Raw genomic sequence first — 16,318 nt, forward strand, 5'->3', positions numbered from 1 at the left:
GGAAATATGGCTTGGTATGTCCTGCGGCGCCTGCTCCAGATGATCCCGGTATTCTTCGGCGCGACCTTCCTGATCTACGCCATGGTCTTCCTCATCCCCGGCGACCCGATCGCGGCGCTGGCCGGTGAGAAACCGCTGAGTCCCGCCATCGAGGCGCAGCTGCGCGCCCGGTATCACCTCGATCAACCGCTCATTACGCAGTACCTGCTCTACCTGAAGGGCATCTTCACCCTCGATTTCGGCACCGCCTTCTCCGGCCGTCCGGTGAGTGACGAGCTCGCCCGGGCCTTTCCGATCACCATCAAACTGGCCTTCATGGCGGTATTCATCGAGGCCGTATTCGGCATTGTGTTCGGCCTGATCGCCGGGCTGCGCAAGGGTCGGCTGTTCGATTCCACCCTGCTGGTGGCGAGCCTGGTCATCATCGCCGTACCGGTCTTCGTGGTCGGCTATGTGGCGCAGTTCCTGACCGGCGTGAAATGGGGTATAGCGCCCACCACGGTCACCGGTGACGCGAGCTTCGCCGAATTGCTGGTTCCCGCTTGCGTACTCGGCTCGCTGTCGTTCGCCTATGTATTGCGGCTGACCCGGAATTCGGTGGCGGAGAACATGTCCGCCGATTACGTGCGCACCGCCACCGCCAAGGGCCTGGGACGGCGGCGGGTGGTCACCGTGCACATCCTGCGCAACTCCATGATTCCGGTGGTCACCTTCCTGGGCGCGGATCTGGGGTCGCTGATCGGCGGGGCCATCGTCACCGAGGGGATCTTCAATATTCCGGGTGTGGGCGGCACGCTGTACCAGGCGATTACCCGCGTGGAACCGCCCACGGTGGTGTCGTTCGTGACGGTGCTCGTCGTCATCTTCCTGCTGTCGAACCTGATTATCGACCTGATCTACGCCGCACTCGACCCGAGGATCCGCTATGCCTGACCTCGTCAAGGGCTCCGCCGCCGGCGCGCGCCCCGGCCAGGAGCGCTACGTCGCGCCGCCGGATGAGGTGGAGGTGCTCGCCACCGACCGCGTGGTGGAATCCGGTGAGCCGACCAGTATTTGGACCGATGCGTGGCGGCGGTTGCGGCGCAACCCCATCTTCATCGCCGCCGTGCTGCTCATCGCCGCGGTCAGCGTGGTGGTGCTGTGGCCGGGACTGTTCACCGATCAGGATCCGCGCCTGTGTGTGATCAATTTCAGTATGGACCCCTCCGGGCCCGGCCATCCCTTCGGTTTCGACCGGCAGGGCTGTGATGTGTACACCCGCACCATCTACGGTGCCCGGGCGTCGGTCATGGTCGGGCTGAGTGCGGCGGCACTGTTCATGGTCGTCGGAGGCACCCTCGGGGCACTCGCCGGATTCTTCGGCGGCCTACTCGACTCGGTGGTGTCACGTATCGCCGAGATCTTCTACGCCATTCCGATGGTGCTGGCCGCCATCGTGCTGCTGCAGATGCTGCGGCCCGCCACCGTGTGGAATGTGATCGCGGTGCTCGCCGCCTTCACCTGGCCACAGGCGGCGCGTATTGCCCGCGGTGCGGTCATAGAGGCGAAGAGTAGTGAATATGTCACGGCGGCGAAGTCTTTGGGTGTCTCCCGGTTGGGAATCCTGGTGCGGCACGTGCTACCCAATGCGGCCGGACCGCTCATTGTGGTGTCCACCATCTGGCTCGGCGTTTTCATTGTCACCGAGGCCACGCTGTCCTACCTCGGCGTCGGGCTGCCGCCGGACGTGGTGTCCTGGGGTGGCGATATCGCCAAGGCCAAGAACGATCTGCGCAACTCCGCCATTCTGTTCTATCCCGCTGCGGCGCTGGCGATCACGGTGCTGAGCTTCATCCTGCTCGGGGACGCGCTGCGCGACGCCCTCGATCCCAAGGCTCGGAAGAGGTGAGTACCGGTGACCGACCAGAACGTGCCGCTGCTGGAAATCCGTGATCTCAACGTCTGTTTCAGCTCTGACGGCGTACAGGTGCCGGCGGTTCGGGATGTGAACCTCACCGTGTATCCGGGTCAGACGGTGGCCATTGTGGGCGAATCCGGCTCTGGGAAATCCACTACGGCACACGCCATTATCGATCTGCTGCCCGGCACCGGACAGGTCACCTCCGGGTCCATCGTCTTCGACGGCAAGGACATCACCAAGGCGTCGCCGCACGAGATCGTCGCGGTGCGCGGGCGCGGTATCGGACTGGTGCCCCAGGACCCCATGTCCAACCTGAATCCGGTATGGAAAATCGGCTTCCAGGTACGAGAAACCTTGGAAGCCAATGGCATCGCGTCGGGCGCGGCGGCCCGGAAGCGGGCGGTGGAACTGCTCCAGGAAGCCGGAATGTCCGATGCCGGACGGCGGATGAACCAGTATCCGCACGAATTCTCCGGCGGTATGCGCCAACGTGCGCTGATCGCCATCGGATTGTCCTGCCGACCGAAACTACTCATCGCCGACGAGCCCACCTCCGCGCTCGACGTGACCGTTCAGCGGCAGATCCTCGACCATCTCGACGGGCTCACCAGTGACCTCGGCACCGCGGTGCTGCTGATCACCCACGACCTCGGCCTCGCCGCCGAACGAGCCGAGCACCTGGTGGTCATGTATCGCGGGCGAGTGGTGGAATCCGGTCCGGCGCTGCAGATCCTGCGCGAACCACGGCACACCTACACCAAGAAGCTGGTGAACTCCGCACCCTCGCTGGCCGCACAGCGGCTGTCGACGGTGCGAGATCGCAGCGCGGTCCGCACCCAGGCGGTGGAGGTCGCCGAACAGATTGCCGAGGCGGATACCGAACTGGCCGCGGTACCCGACGATGTGGTGATCGCCGAAAATCTCACCAAGGCGTTTCGGATCCGTGGCGGACGACCCTGGAAGGCAACGGAGTTCATTGCCGTGAATGATGTGTCGTTCCGATTGCGCCGCGGCACCACCACCGCCATCGTCGGTGAATCCGGCTCCGGCAAATCGACCGTGGCGCAAATGGTGCTCGGCCTACTGCCGCCGACCATGGGCCGGGTGGTGTTCGACGGTGCCGCGGTGGAAGCACTGAAAGGTAAGGCCGCCTTGGCATTCCGGCGGCGAGTGCAACCGGTGTTCCAGGACCCGTACGGCTCCCTGGATCCGATGTACTCGATCTACCGCACCATCGAGGAGCCACTGCGCGTCCATCGCATCGGCACCTCGAAGCAGCGCGAGGCCACTGTGCGTGATCTGCTGGACAAGGTGTCGCTCCCGGCCTCGGTCATGCGGCGCTATCCCAACGAGCTCTCCGGCGGCCAACGCCAGCGCGTCGCCATCGCACGGGCGCTGGCACTGGAGCCGGAGGTGGTGGTGTGCGACGAGGCGGTGTCCGCGCTCGACGTCCTGGTGCAGGCCCAGATCCTCAACCTGCTCAATGACCTGCAGGCCGAACTGGGCCTGTCCTACCTCTTCATCACCCACGATCTCGCGGTGGTCCGCCAGATCGCCGACGAGGTCGTGGTCATGCAGGAGGGCAAGGTCGTCGAGGCCGCCGCCACCACCGAGGTCTTCGACAATCCACGGCAGGAGTACACCCAACGCCTACTGGCGGCCATACCCGGCCGGGACCTGCTGGTGGGCTGACCTTCCCCGCAGCGGGTGCGCTACGCGGCGCGGCGGAGTCCGTCATGCCCGACTGTCCTGACCCAACGAACCTGGCGAAGGGCAGCCTCTGATGTGCAGCTCGTCAGGTTCATTGGGGCGGCCGAGATGCCTCTGGGCAGCGAAACCGGCGCCAGCGGAACAGCGTGGCTGCCCAGTTCGGCGCGCTGACCTGCCGTTCGCCACTTCTATTGAGACCTTCGCCAGATAGATGGCGGCGATTCGCCAGATTCAGTGAGCCAGGACACCGACGCGCGAAGGGATGCACCATTGCGGTCGCGACGGATGTGCCTTCCCGGCCATCACGGTGGCCACCCGACTATCCGAGGTGGGCCATCCGAAGTGAAGCGCGGCTGGTCATCCCGGCCATACGCCATGGCGCGCCATCTCCGAGTGGTGACGTGCGCTCGTCATTCCGGCGTGCTTTTGGCCGGAATCCACCCGTCTCAGGCGGGTGCGTAGCCTCATAACTCGTGACCGACCCGCTGCAGCCCCTAGCCGACCTGCCCGGTGTACTCGAATCCGCCGATAAGGCCCGCGACGCGCTCGCCGAGGTACACCGCCACAAGGCGAACCGGCGCGGCTGGCCGACCACCGCCGCCGAGGCGGCGGTCCGGGCCGCCCGCTCCTCAGCGGCCATTGACGGCGGCACCATCGATCTGCCCGCCGACGGCAATGTGGAAGATCCGATTCTGGCTGGATCGCTGCGGGTCGGCCAGGCGCTCGACGGCGACGCCCTGCGCACCCTGGTCGGGGTGTGGCAGCGTGCCCCGCTGCAGGCGCTGGCCCGGCTGCACCTGCTGGCCGCCGCCGATATGGTCGAAGACCAGCTGCTGCTCGGTCGTCCCCGCACCGCCCCCGGCGTCGCCGAACGGCTCGACATGCTGGCGCAGACGGTACTCACCACCAAGGCTCCGGCTCCGGTCGTGGCCGCCGTCGTGCACGGAGAACTGTTGACGCTGCGCCCCTTCGGTACCGCCGACGGCATTGTGGCGCGCGCGGCCGCTCGTCTCGTCACGGTGTCGAGTGGACTCGACCCGCACAGCCTCGGCGTCCCCGAAGTCTTCCTGCTGCGTCGCCGCCAGGCCTACCTCGACGCGGCCGCCGCCTTCGGTACCGGTGCGCCGAACGCGGTGGGCGGGTGGGTCATCTTCCACTCCGGCGCACTCGAAGACGGTGCCCGCGAAGCCCGTTCGATCGCCGACTCCGCCTCGGGCTAGTCCGCTGTCTCCTCGGGTACCGAGGGCCGCCGGGTTCGGAGTTCCGGGCTGCGGCTGCCAAGGGCTCTGGCCTCTGGAGTTCAGGAGCGTGCCTTGGAGTTCGGGGGGCGCCGCGCCGGAGGGTACGAGAGTTGGCTCCCTACGCATCAAAGCGGGCGGTGTGGTCGCTATCGACCTCACCGCCCGCGAGCACGGACTACCCGGTTACCAAGCGTGCTATCTCGGGTTGTGTTTACGGCCTCGGCGAGCTCTCCGGAATCCGCCGACTCATCCCCGTAGCTTGTACAGGACCGTCATCGACAAAATTCGGATAACGCAGGCCCACAACACTCGTGCCCTTTCGCGGCGTGCTCCGCGTGGGTACCTGGTGTCCGTGCCGGGAAGGGTGGGATGGGAGATGGGACCTTCTCTTCCGATCCGATCTTGGCCTTCCTTCCTTCCTTGGTTCCATTGTTACCCTGTGACCGCACTCACAGCAAGACCTGCGAAGACTTTCGAGTAGTCGGAGTGTCGCGCGGCGTTTTGCCTTCAACCTCGCGGGTACGGACGGCCGCGATTTCCGGCCCGAGCGGTCGGCGGCGCGCCGGGCGAGCGGTCAGCGCTTCCGCCGCAGCAGTCGGTAGCTGAGCGCCCCCGCGGCCACCGCGCCGAGCCCCACCGCGACGCTCGCGGCCACCGTCGTGGTGGACGGCGCGGGAATGCGCGACCACAGCGATACCGGGTTCTCGAAGGTCAGAATGGGCCAGTTGCGCTGATGCGCCTCGCGACGCAGGGCCCGGTCCGGATTCACCGCCGTCGGATGGCCGACCGCCGCAAGCATCGGTAGATCGGTCGCCGAATCGGAGTATGCGTAGCAGCGCGACAGGTCGTAACCCTCACTCGCGGACAATCTTTCGATCGCCTCAACTTTGCCCTCGCCGTAGCAGTAGAACTCGACTTCGCCTGTGTACTTACCGTTTTCGACCACCATGCGGGTCGCGGCCACATGATCCGCGCCCAGCGCGGTGGCGATCGGCCCGACGATCTCCTCGCCGGAAGCCGAGACGACAATCACCTCGTGGCCGCGGATTCGATGGTCGGCGATCAGGTCGGCCGCCTCCGCGTAGATCAGCGGATCGACTATCTCGTGCAAGGTTTCGGCGACGATGGCCTTCACCTGTTCCACATCCCAACCAGCGCACATGCTGGTGAGATGGGCGCGCATGCGTTCCATCTGATCGTGGTCCGCGCCGGAGAGCAGGAACAGGAAATGGGCATAGCTGCTCTCGAGTACCGCGCGGCGGCTCAGCAAGCCCTGGTCCAGAAACGGCTTGCTGAACGCGAAGGCACTCGACCTGGCGATGACCGTCTTATCGAGATCGAAGAAGGCGGCGACTCGGGCGGGCTCGGTTGTCACGCCGTCCACCATATGTTTCGCGGGACGATCGAGGGGTGTCTGACGGGAATGCCCGAGTTAGCCAGTCGGAAGCGGGCGTCCATGCTTCGGAAAAAGACTCGCCCGACGGACTTGCATTCCCGGCGGGGCTTGGGTGTAGTATCGCAAGTACCTGGACATGGTCCAGGCGCGTTCAGCCCGACCCCCCGGGGCTGAACCCCGACGGCCCCAGCCTCCTCCCCCCCCGGCTGGGGCCGTCCTCTATTTCCGGACAGGGCCCCGTCTTTCGCTCGTCCGAGTTTTTCCACAGGCCGCGTGTTATCCACACTCGCCATGCGGGCCCTTTCGGCACTCATCGGACTGGGCGACGCTGACCTGCATGAACTCCGACATCGCCGCAACGCCCGCATTACTGCTCGTCGATGAGCCGCGATTGCGCGATGAGATCCGCCGCATCGCGGCCGCCGCCGATCGACGCCTCGAGGAACGTGCGTTGCCCATCGGTCGCCATACCTGGCTCGGCGCGGCGCTGGTTCTGGTCGATTCCGCCGCTGCCCGCGCCTGCGCTGCGATTGGCTGCCCGCGGCGTCCGGGTGTCGTACTGGTGACCGACGGTGAACCGGGTTTGCTCGACTGGCAAACCGCCACCGCCATCGGCGCCGAACAGGTACTTGCCCTGCCCGATTCCGCCGAATCCCTGATCGCGGCCTTCGCCGCCCACGCGCGCCGTGCCATCGGAAACGGGGTGGTTATCGCGGTGGCCGGAGCCTGCGGTGGCGCCGGCGCATCCACCCTTTCCGCGGCTATCGCCCTGACCGCCGCCGCTCACCACTTCCGCGAACGCACCCTCCTGCTGGACGCCGCGCCCTTCGGCGGTGGCCTCGACCTGCTGCTCGGTATTGAGAAGGCCCCCGGCCTGCGCTGGCCCGACCTGGCCATCGAACACGGCCGAGTCGCCGCCGAGGCCCTCCATGCCGCCCTGCCCGCCACCCGCGGTGTCACCGTCCTCGCCTGCGCCAGAACCACATCCATGCCCGCACTGCGCCCGCCCGCGGTTCGCGCCGTCCTCGAATCAGCCCGCACCGCAGGCGATCTCCTCATCTGCGACCTCTCCAACGACCGCGGCCCCCACACCGACCAACTCCTCGATGCCGCCGATCTGGTCGTCATGGTCGTCCCGGCCACCTTGCGCGCCACCGCCGCCGCCGAACCGGTCGCAGCCCACCTGGTCCACCGAAACCCGAACGTGGCCTTGACTATTCGCGGTCCATCTCCGGGTGGCCTCCGCCCGCCCGATATAGCCGCCGTACTCAACCTGCCACTTCTGCACGCCATGCGCCCACAACCGGGCCTGGCTCGCCGCCTCGAACGCACTGGTCTGTCCGTCCGCCGCCACACACCGCTGCACCGCGCCGCGGAATCCGTTCTCACCGTCCTCGCCTCGCCGGACACGGCGCACGGTGAGTTATCACATGCTTGCAGACGGCATTCCGGCTACAGCCGGATGCCTACCGACGCAGGCACCGGCACCGGGGGTGGGGCTGGGGCTGGGATGGGAACCGACGCTGGCGCGTGGATGGGTACGGGCGCGGCCATGGGTACCGGTGCGTGTTCCGGTATGGGCACCGACAACCACAACGACATCGACACCGGTGCGAGTGCGGGCTCGGAGGCTCTGCGACGCGGTGACGGGAACCGCACCGGCCCCGCGCCTACTCGAAGGGGAGACCCCGGGGAGGTGCTCGGCCGGCCGAATCACGGTGTCTCCAGGGCGGATCGGTCGGAAACCCTTCGCAGCGGGGGCCAGGAGAGATCCTCGACGGCTCATCGAGATGAATCGTTCGGCGCGGTTGCCGGGGTGCGGGCGTGAGCGCGTGGGCAGGGCCGCGCTGTCGGACCGGCCGATTACCGGGTGAGCCGAGCTGCGGAGTCGTCGTTCTGAAGCCGAGCACGGGCGCGTTCCCCGCGTTGGTCGGTGACCGCACCGACCCGCAGATGCCGGTCGCGGCCGACACCTGTTCCGAAGTATCGGTGCGATCGAGGGCTCGCCTCGCTTTTCGTACGGCGGAAATATTCACGATGCGGCAGCAGCTCGCGGTGACCGGACGGACTGTGCGGTACCGAACCGGTCGTCAAAGGTCGGCCGCCTGTGATTCGCCTGTCGCGGACAGATTCCGAGGAATCGAAGTCGATGGTGCGGAGTATCGGGCGGTCCGAGTCGTCGCGCTCAGCGCTGAGTCCGGGCGCGGTGTGCGATGAGCGGGCTGGTGACGGCGGAGTTGTTGGAGCGGGTGCGGGAGCGGTTGGCGGAGGGGGCGGGGGATCCGGATCCGGCGCAGGTGGCGGCGGCTATTCGGGTCGAGGCGGGTGGGGTGCTGGGCGATACCGATCTGCTGCGGGCGCTGCGGTTGTTGCAGACGGAGATGACGGGGGCGGGAGTGTTGGAGCCGCTATTGCACGACCCCCGGGTGGCCGATGTGTTGGTCACCGCGCCGGATGCGGTGTGGGTGGATCGTGGGGACGGGCTGCGGCGGACCTGGGTGCGGTTTCCGGATGAGGCCGCGGTGCGCAGGTTGGCCCAGCGGCTGGCGTTGGCGGCTGGACGGCGGCTCGATGACGCGCAGCCGTGGGTGGATGGACGATTGTCTGGAAGTGAAGCGGCTGTGGGGAATTCGTTCGGGGTACGACTGCATGCCGTGCTGGCCCCGATCGCGCACGGGGGTACGTGTCTGTCACTGCGGATCCTGCGCCCGGCGACGCAGGGTTTGGATGCGTTGGCGGCGGCCGGTGCGGTGCCGCGGGACGCGAAACTACTGCTGGAGAACATTATTCGGGCACGGCTCGCCTTCCTGGTGGTGGGCGGTACCGGTGCGGGTAAGACCACACTGCTGTCCGGCCTGCTCGCCAAGGTGGATCCAGCCGAACGAATCGTCTGCGTGGAGGACGCCGCCGAACTCGCCCCACCGCACCCGCACGTGGTCCGCCTGGTAGCCCGCACCGCCAATGTCGAGGGCGTCGGTGAGGTCACCGTCCGCGACCTGGTCCGCCAGGCCCTGCGCATGCGCCCCGACCGCATAGTCGTCGGCGAAGTTCGAGGCCCGGAAGTCGTGGACCTGCTGACCGCGCTGAACACCGGCCACGACGGCGGTGCGGGCACGGTTCACGCCAACTCGCCTCACGAGGTCCCCGCACGCCTGGAAGCCCTCGCGGCCCTCGGCGGTATGGACCGCCTCGCCCTGCACAGCCAACTCGCCGCCGCCATCCAGGTAATCCTGCACGTCCACCGCCGCCCCGACGGCTCCCGAGCCCTCCGTGAAATCGGCATGGTCACCCGCACACCCACCGGCCCCGTCCACATCGAAGCCGCCTGGTCCGCCACTGCCCACCCCATCCCGGCCGCCGAAGCCCTTACCCGCCTCATCAACGAACGGCTCGCCCAATGACTGCCTCATCGAGCCCGCCCCGGTGGCCGACCACCCCCCACCCTCACCAAGGCCCCTCGAATGCACGCTGTCTTCGGGCAACGCGTCCCGCCGCTCGAGTGCCACGCCGCGCCGGGGGCCGCCGGACCCGCGGCTCGGTGCGGCCGTCGAATGCCGTCGCTCCGCCTATTGCGCCCGGCCGCGCCCGCGCCGCCTCGAACAGCCTTACCGCACTCACCGACGGACGCTTCGAGATACCCGGCCGCACCGAAGCCGCCTTCACTCGGACCGAGATACCGAAGTCGTCGACGAGCGGTGCGACACCACGCGTCCGGAACCCCAGCGTGATTACGCCGATCGCACCGAGGTGCGCTCCAGCCGCGTCCTACAGCCTGATTCGACGCATCGAAGCGTGGTCCGACCGATGACCGCCGCTCTGAACTACCCGGGGTCAGTGTTTGTTTGCCTCGCGCTGGCACTGATCGCTGCGCCTGCTCCGCCCGCACGACGCAGGCTCACCGCCCTGGTCGGCTCGCCGCGCGGGACTCGAAAGATTCCATACCCCAGTCTGATTCGTTCGAGCAGCTGTCTGATCCCGCTCGCCCTGTGGGTGATCGGAATCGGCCCGATGATCGCGGCCGCCACCCTGGTGGCGACCTTGGGACTGCGGTACCGGCGTCTGCGCCGGGATCGGTGTCGCACCACCGAACTCGCCCGGCTCCTGGACGGCCTGGAGGTGGTGATCGGTGAGCTGCGGGTCGGGGCGCACCCCAGCACCGCTGCCGAGGTCGCCGCGCGGGAGGTGGTGGGGGAGACGAGCCGGGCTTTCGCCGTCAGTGCGGCGCGCAGTCGCCTGGGTGGCTCCGGTGCCGACGGGCTGCGCAGAACGGAAGCCACGGTGGCAGGCGAGCTTGCGCGCGTCGCCGATGCCTGGCAGGTCGCCGAGCGGCACGGGCTGGCCCTGGCCGAACTCCTCACCGCCGCTCGCTTGGACCTCGTGGGCCGCAAACGCTTCCAGGCCCGCACGCGCGCCGCGCTGGCCGGAGCCCGTGCCACCGCCGCAGTACTCGCCGGACTACCGCTCCTCGGCGTAGCCCTGGGCCAACTCATGGGCGCGGCACCCCTACGTGTGCTCTGCGCCTCCGAATACGGCACCGTCCTGCTCCCCCTGGGCACCGCCCTCACCTGCACCGGCCTCCTGTGGACCGACGCCATCACCCGAAAGGCGCTGCGATGAGCGCACATCCAGTCCGGACCCTGCTGAATCCGTTTGAGTGCGCCTCGCCGTTCGGCACCGCCCTGCCGCCACCCGCCACCGCCCGCACTTGCCGCCGACCTCGTGCGGACCGACACCGTCTCCCCGAAAGGTGCTGCGATGAGCACACATCCAGTCTCGAGTCGGCTGAGGTTGTTCCGGTTGGTGGGCTTCGATGTTCGGCACGGTCCCGCCACCACCGGCGACTGCCCGCGCTTGTCGCCGACCTCGTGTGGACCGTCCCGGTCACCAGGAAGGTGCAGCGATGAGCACATACCCACTCTCGAGTCGGCTGAGGTTGTTCCGGTTGGTGGGCTTCGATATTCGGCACGGTCCCGCCGCAGCCGGTCACTGTCCGCACTTGCCGCCGACTTCGTGCGGACCGACACCGTCACCCCGAAAGGTGCTGCGATGAGCACATACCCACTCTCGAGTCGGCCGGGGCTGTTCCGATGAGCGTGCTTTCGACTCCGGTACTGATCCTCGCTGTCGCGATTCTGGTGTGGCCGGGCCGTGTAGCCGGGAAACGCCGTCTACGCCTACTCACTGGTCGGCAGGGCCCGGATACCCGCGCCGCGCCTGGTGTCGACGCGGACCCGTTGGCCGCCGCGGCTGTCCTCGATCTGTTCGCCGCCTGTCTGCGTGCCGGACTGCCAACGGCTGCCGCCGCTGGTGCGGTCGTCCCGAGCGCACCGGAGCCGGTGGCCACCGTGCTGCGGCGAGCCGCCGACCTGCTCGCCCTGGGAGCCGACCCCACAACCGCGTGGGACCAGGCCAGCGCCGGGGTTGCGGACGAGGCCGTGGTGGCGCTGGCCCGAATGGCCCGCCGCTCGGCACGTTCCGGTGCCTCCCTGGCCGTCGCCATCACGGAACTGGCGCAGCAGCGCCGGACCGAGGTCGAGGATGCCGCCGCCGCCCGTGCCGAACGTGCCGGTGTGCTCATCAGCGGCCCACTCGGCCTGTGCTTCCTACCCGCCTTCCTGTGCCTGGGCATTGTGCCGGTGGTCATCGGTCTGGCCGGGCACGTCCTGAACGGCGGTCTGCTGTGAACACCACGACTGTGCCGGTGCGGAACGGCCGCACCGGACCGAGGAGAGGAACATCCCATGCGATCCACGGTTCGAACCCTCACCCTGCACCTGCGCGCCCGTCTGCTGCTGGCAGCGCTGGCCGACGATGGAATGAGCACCGCAGAGTACGCAATTGGGACAATTGCCGCCGCTGCTTTCGGTGCCGTGCTCTACGGAGTGGTGACCGGCGACAGTATTGTCACCGCGCTGACCAAAATTATCGACAAGGCTCTCCGGACCTCCGTCGGCTGATGAATTCGCCAGTGCGCTCCCGGGTTTCAGCACGAGCGCCCCGGGGGAATCGATCGCCGCAGCGGTGCCACCGGTCCCACCGGCAGGACTCGGCAGCCTCGCGCCTCATGAGAAGTACTGGCCGCCCCTGGATCTCGAAGGAATCGGTATGCGGCGGTGACGCGGGCATGGCGACGGTCGAGGCGGCTATCGCTCTGGCGGCGATCGTCGCGGGCACGATGCTCTGTGTCGGCGCGCTACTGGCGGCGTCGACGCAGGTGCGCTGTGTCGACGCCGCTCGCGAAGCCGCCCGGCTCACCGCTCGCGGCGACCATACGACCGCGATCTCGATGGCCCGGCGGATAGCCCCGCCGGATGCCGAGATCACGGTCCGCGCCGACGGAGACCTGATCGTGGCCACCGTGCACGCGCGCACGCCGCTCCTTCCGCTGCTGAGCCTGCGCGCCCAGGCGGCAGCCGCCCGCGAACCGGGCGTAGCGCCGTGAGCGGAGCCCGATTCCGGACAGGTGTGACGGAATCGACTCCGACTCGGAAACGGCACGCCGAAATGCTGCCGGGGCCGGTATCCGAACCGGTCGGCCGATGGCGGTCCGCTGAAGGTGGTGCGTCGGTGGCGGCAGCGCTGGCGCTGGCCGCGCTACTGGGGTTGACCCTGCTGATCGGTCAGCTCGGAGTGGCTGTGGTCGGGCGACACCATGCGCAGTCGGCAGCGGATCTGGCCGCCCTGGCGGCGGCCGGCAGGCTGGAGCGGGGGGCTGCGGCGGGCTGCGCGGAGGCGGCCGAGATAGGGCGACGAATGGGCGTGCGAGTGCCGGGATGCGTGGTGGTGGATTGGGATGTGACGGTGACCGTCGAGTTGGGCATCTCGCTCGGTCCGATAGGTAAGCGAGTGCTGCGCGCGACAGCTCGGGCGGGGCCCACGGAGGACGCCGAGTAGCACCCGCAGACGCCGCCAGGCGGGAATACCCAGAAGTCTGCTCTACAAATACCGAACGGTTGGTGATGGAACTTCATGATCGCGATCACAACCAATGATGTGTACACCACACCCGCACATGATCAATACCGAAATTGGATGACTGGCGCAGTTCATTAATGCGAGAAATGATCACTTTCCATTACTCGCCCAAAGTGTGATTCGAATGAATGCACTGGTAAATAGGCTTGCGAGTTTTCCGCCCGGGGCAACGCATCAGTTAACAGGAGCGCACCCCTCTTTAATCCGGTGTGAGGTGCGCTATGCATGACTCGTAACGAACCGTCCGAATCGCCCGCCTCGGCCGTCAACGGGCCCGCGACACGCCCTAGCTCGAGATGGCGGTCCGGTCTCGCTCTGACCACGGCCGAGTCACGGTTCGGAACCGCCGCCGACATCATTGGGCAGCTCGGCGAGCACCGCGCCCAGCAGCCGCGCCGCCCCGGCCTTGTCCAGCGGATTATTGCCATTGCCGCACTTCGGGGACTGGACGCAGGACGGGCAGCCGGTCGAGCACCCACATGATTGGATGGCCTCCAGCGTCGCCGCCAACCAGTGCCGCAGCCGCGCGAACCCGCGTTCGGCGAAGCCGGCGCCACCCGGATGTCCGTCATAGACGAAAACGGTGGGCAGCCCGGTATCCGGATGCAGCGCCGTCGACACGCCGCCGATATCCCACCGGTCACACGTCGCGACCAGCGGCATCATGCCGATTGCCGCATGTTCGGCCGCATGCAGCGCGCCGGGTACCCGCCGCTCGTCGATCCCGGCCCGGTCCAGCAGCTCAGGGGTGACGGAATACAGCACGGCCCGGGTCGGCAGCGGCTGCGGCGGCAGCTCCAGCGGCACCATATCGAGCACCTCGCCGCTGGGCAGTCGCCGCAGATAGCCGACGACCTGTCGGGTAACCAGCACCCGGGCCAGCGCGATCGTCACCGCACCGTGAATCCGCTGCTCATCGATCTTTTCGACCTCCACGGTGGTGACCGCGCGCGCACTGGTGGTCCAACTCGGCGTCTCGGCGTGGACCAATGCCACGCCCTCCTCCAGGTCCAGTTCGTCGACCACGTAACTATCGCCCTGATGCAGGTGAACCGCCCCTTGATGCAGGGTCGCGGGCGCGCGTCCGGCATCGGTGGTGCCGAGCAGCCGCCCGGATTCACAGTCCACGATCGCCACCTTGGCCCCGATGCCGCCGCGGACGTCGACGCCGTCGTGCGGATGTGCGTCCGCGGTCACGAACCAGCGCGCCGACCCATCCCGCGCCGCACCCGACCGCCGCCGGATCGCACCCTGTTGTGCCAGGTCGGACAGTAATTCCCAGGCCTCGAACTCGCGCACCTCGGCATCGGTGAGCGGCTGTTCCAGGGCCGCGCACAGCAGATGCGGACCCAATACATAGGGGTTGTGCGGATCGGTGATGGTGGCCTCGATCGGCTTGCCGAGCAGTGCCTCCGGATGGTGTACCAGATAGGTGTCGAGTGGATCGTCACGGGCGATGAGCAGCACCAATGAGCCCTGCGTCCGGCGTCCCGCCCGCCCGGCCTGCTGCCAGAAGGACGCCACCGTCCCCGGATATCCGGTCACCACCACGGCATCCAGCCCGGCGATATCGACGCCGAGTTCCAGTGCGTTCGTGGTGGCCACGCCCAGCAAAGACCCCTCTGACAAGGCGGTTTCCAGGGCCCGCCGATCCTCTGCCAGATACCCGGCCCGATAGGCGGCCACCCGGCCGGGCAGCTGCGGATCCACCTCCGCGAGCAGCTGCCGGGTATCCATGGCGACCAGTTCGGCGGCCCGGCGCGAGCGCACGAAGGTGAGCGTGCTCGCCCCCTCGCTCACCAATTCCGCCATCACCCGTGCCGCCTCGGCTCCTGCCGAACGCCGAACCGCCGCACCATTTTCCCCGGTCAGGCCCTCGATCAACGGTGGTTCCCAGAGTCCGACGGTGCGTGGCCCCTGCGGCGACCCGTCCTCGGTGACCGCTGTGCAGGGTGCGCCGATCAGCCGTGCCGCGCTGGCGGCGGGATCTCCCGCGGTGGCCGAACAGAGAATAAAGGTCGGATCCGCGCCGTACCGTGCGGCCAGCCGCCGTAGCCGGCGCAATACCAATGCCACATGCGAGCCGAATACGCCTCGATAGGTATGGCATTCGTCGATGACCACGTACTTCAGATTCCGCAGCAGCCGGGCCCACCGCTGGTGGGAGCGCAGAATCCCCAGGTGCAGCATGTCGGGGTTGGTGAAGACCCACCGGCCATTGGCCCGTACCCACTGCCGGATCTCGGCAGGTGTGTCGCCGTCGTAGGGAGCGGGGTGGATATCGCGCAGTTCCCCGGCGGTGAGCTCGGTGGCGGCCCGTAATTGATCGGCCCCGAGCGCCTTGGTGGGTGAGAGGTAGAGGGCGGTCGCTCTCGGGTCCGCATGGAGCGTGGTCAGCACCGGCAGCTGGTACCCGACCGATTTACCCGAGGCGGTCCCGGTGCTCACAACGACATTTTTCCCGGAGAACGCCAGTTCAGCGGTGTGTATCTGATGCGTCCACGGCGTGTCGACCCCGGTGGCCTGTAGCGCTTCGACCACTTTCGGCGATGACCAGGTGGGCCAGTCCGTGTGCTGTGCGGCCCGTGCCGGTAGCTCCGTGATGTGAGTGAGTCTGGGGTCGCCGTTTCCGAATCCCAGTAGGACACGATTCAGCAACGATCGACCATAGGTCAGGGCCTCGATTCGGCCTACCGGATCAGTTGTATTCATCGAGCCCGTGATGTGACGCGTGGGCGATGTGCGAACCGTGTGTATGTCTGTGGGTCTACCTGCCATTTCACTACAGAGTAGCGACCTGGGTCGCGGCCTGTTTGCCGTACGCTCACTCGGTTATCGAGGGGCAAACCTACTCCAAGTACGGATTTAGGCATTGTGCCCCTTACCTGCGCATTCGCAAGATCAACTTTTTTGCAAATTGTGGGTAGCTCCGCTGTTGAATTGCCAGAAGACATGGTTCACTGGTGCCTGGTCGCAAGCTTCTGTGTTCGAGGGACGGATCCAAAGTCCAAACCATCAGCAGGATCGATGTTGCGAACGGTGTGCTTGGTGCTTTCCTGCAGGGGGAACAAGAGTACAGCGGTCTCAACGGACCCG

13 protein-coding genes are annotated in these 16,318 nt (G+C 67.4%); 11 read left to right on the plus strand and 2 right to left on the minus strand.

Translation table 11 applies throughout. The features are described from left to right. The first annotated feature begins 6 nt into the window (after positions 1 to 6). The 4 genes from NU1_RS03155 to NU1_RS03170 all read left to right on the plus strand — a co-directional run bounded on the left by NU1_RS03155 (position 7) and on the right by NU1_RS03170 (position 4,830). On the plus strand, positions 7 to 933 hold the full coding sequence (locus NU1_RS03155; RefSeq protein WP_067517165.1) for an ABC transporter permease: 927 nt from the start codon (positions 7 to 9) through the stop codon (positions 931 to 933). Continuing rightward, positions 926 to 1,888 carry an ABC transporter permease gene (locus NU1_RS03160; protein WP_067517166.1) on the plus strand — a complete coding sequence of 321 codons (963 nt, stop codon included), beginning with the start codon at positions 926 to 928 and terminating at the stop codon, positions 1,886 to 1,888. Before NU1_RS03155 ends, NU1_RS03160 begins: the two co-directional genes overlap by 8 nt. Positions 1,889 to 1,894: 6 nt before the next feature. Beyond that, positions 1,895 to 3,592, plus strand: coding sequence for a dipeptide ABC transporter ATP-binding protein (locus NU1_RS03165; RefSeq protein WP_067517168.1), 1,698 nt, complete (start codon positions 1,895 to 1,897; stop codon positions 3,590 to 3,592). Between the two features lie 491 nt (positions 3,593 to 4,083). Continuing rightward, the gene (locus NU1_RS03170; protein WP_067517170.1) at positions 4,084 to 4,830 is read left to right on the plus strand and encodes a Fic family protein; all 747 of its coding nucleotides are present in this window, start codon (positions 4,084 to 4,086) and stop codon (positions 4,828 to 4,830) included. Positions 4,831 to 5,425: 595 nt separating this feature from the next. On the opposite strand, the gene NU1_RS03175 is transcribed toward NU1_RS03170, so the two are convergent. Continuing rightward, positions 5,426 to 6,238: an HAD family hydrolase gene (locus NU1_RS03175; protein WP_067517172.1), complete on the minus strand. Its 813-nt coding sequence runs from the start codon at positions 6,236 to 6,238 to the stop codon at positions 5,426 to 5,428. Positions 6,239 to 6,584: 346 nt separating this feature from the next. Here NU1_RS03175 and ssd point away from each other — a divergent pair, with 346 nt between their 5' ends. The 7 genes from ssd (at position 6,585) to NU1_RS03220 (ending at position 13,141) form a co-directional block, all read left to right on the plus strand. Continuing rightward, the gene (gene ssd / locus NU1_RS03180; RefSeq protein WP_067517174.1) at positions 6,585 to 8,075 is read left to right on the plus strand and encodes a septum site-determining protein Ssd; all 1,491 of its coding nucleotides are present in this window, start codon (positions 6,585 to 6,587) and stop codon (positions 8,073 to 8,075) included. Positions 8,076 to 8,460: 385 nt separating this feature from the next. Beyond that, positions 8,461 to 9,648, plus strand: a complete 1,188-nt coding sequence (locus NU1_RS03190; RefSeq protein ID WP_067517178.1) for a TadA family conjugal transfer-associated ATPase — start codon at positions 8,461 to 8,463, stop codon at positions 9,646 to 9,648. A gap of 607 nt (positions 9,649 to 10,255) precedes the next feature. Further along, entirely contained in the window at positions 10,256 to 10,864 is a 609-nt protein-coding gene (locus tag NU1_RS03200) for a type II secretion system F family protein (RefSeq protein WP_307642827.1), read from the plus strand. 470 nt (positions 10,865 to 11,334) lie between these two features. Then, entirely contained in the window at positions 11,335 to 11,931 is a 597-nt protein-coding gene (locus tag NU1_RS03205) for a type II secretion system F family protein (protein WP_067517184.1), read from the plus strand. Between the two features lie 57 nt (positions 11,932 to 11,988). After that, positions 11,989 to 12,204, plus strand: a complete 216-nt coding sequence (locus NU1_RS03210) for a DUF4244 domain-containing protein (RefSeq protein ID WP_067517186.1) — start codon at positions 11,989 to 11,991, stop codon at positions 12,202 to 12,204. Between the two features lie 107 nt (positions 12,205 to 12,311). Then, positions 12,312 to 12,689: a TadE family type IV pilus minor pilin gene (locus NU1_RS03215; RefSeq protein WP_067517188.1), complete on the plus strand. Its 378-nt coding sequence runs from the start codon at positions 12,312 to 12,314 to the stop codon at positions 12,687 to 12,689. A 62-nt stretch (positions 12,690 to 12,751) separates the two neighbouring features. Next, positions 12,752 to 13,141: an Rv3654c family TadE-like protein gene (locus tag NU1_RS03220; protein WP_067517189.1), complete on the plus strand. Its 390-nt coding sequence runs from the start codon at positions 12,752 to 12,754 to the stop codon at positions 13,139 to 13,141. Between the two features lie 411 nt (positions 13,142 to 13,552). Here NU1_RS03220 and NU1_RS03225 read toward each other — a convergent pair whose 3' ends face one another. Beyond that, positions 13,553 to 15,934, minus strand: a complete 2,382-nt coding sequence (locus tag NU1_RS03225) for a DEAD/DEAH box helicase (protein WP_067517191.1) — start codon at positions 15,932 to 15,934, stop codon at positions 13,553 to 13,555. Positions 15,935 to 16,318: the final 384 nt, after the last annotated feature.

Source organism: Nocardia uniformis NBRC 13702 (genome assembly GCF_001613345.1).
Taxonomy (GTDB): domain Bacteria; phylum Actinomycetota; class Actinomycetes; order Mycobacteriales; family Mycobacteriaceae; genus Nocardia; species Nocardia uniformis.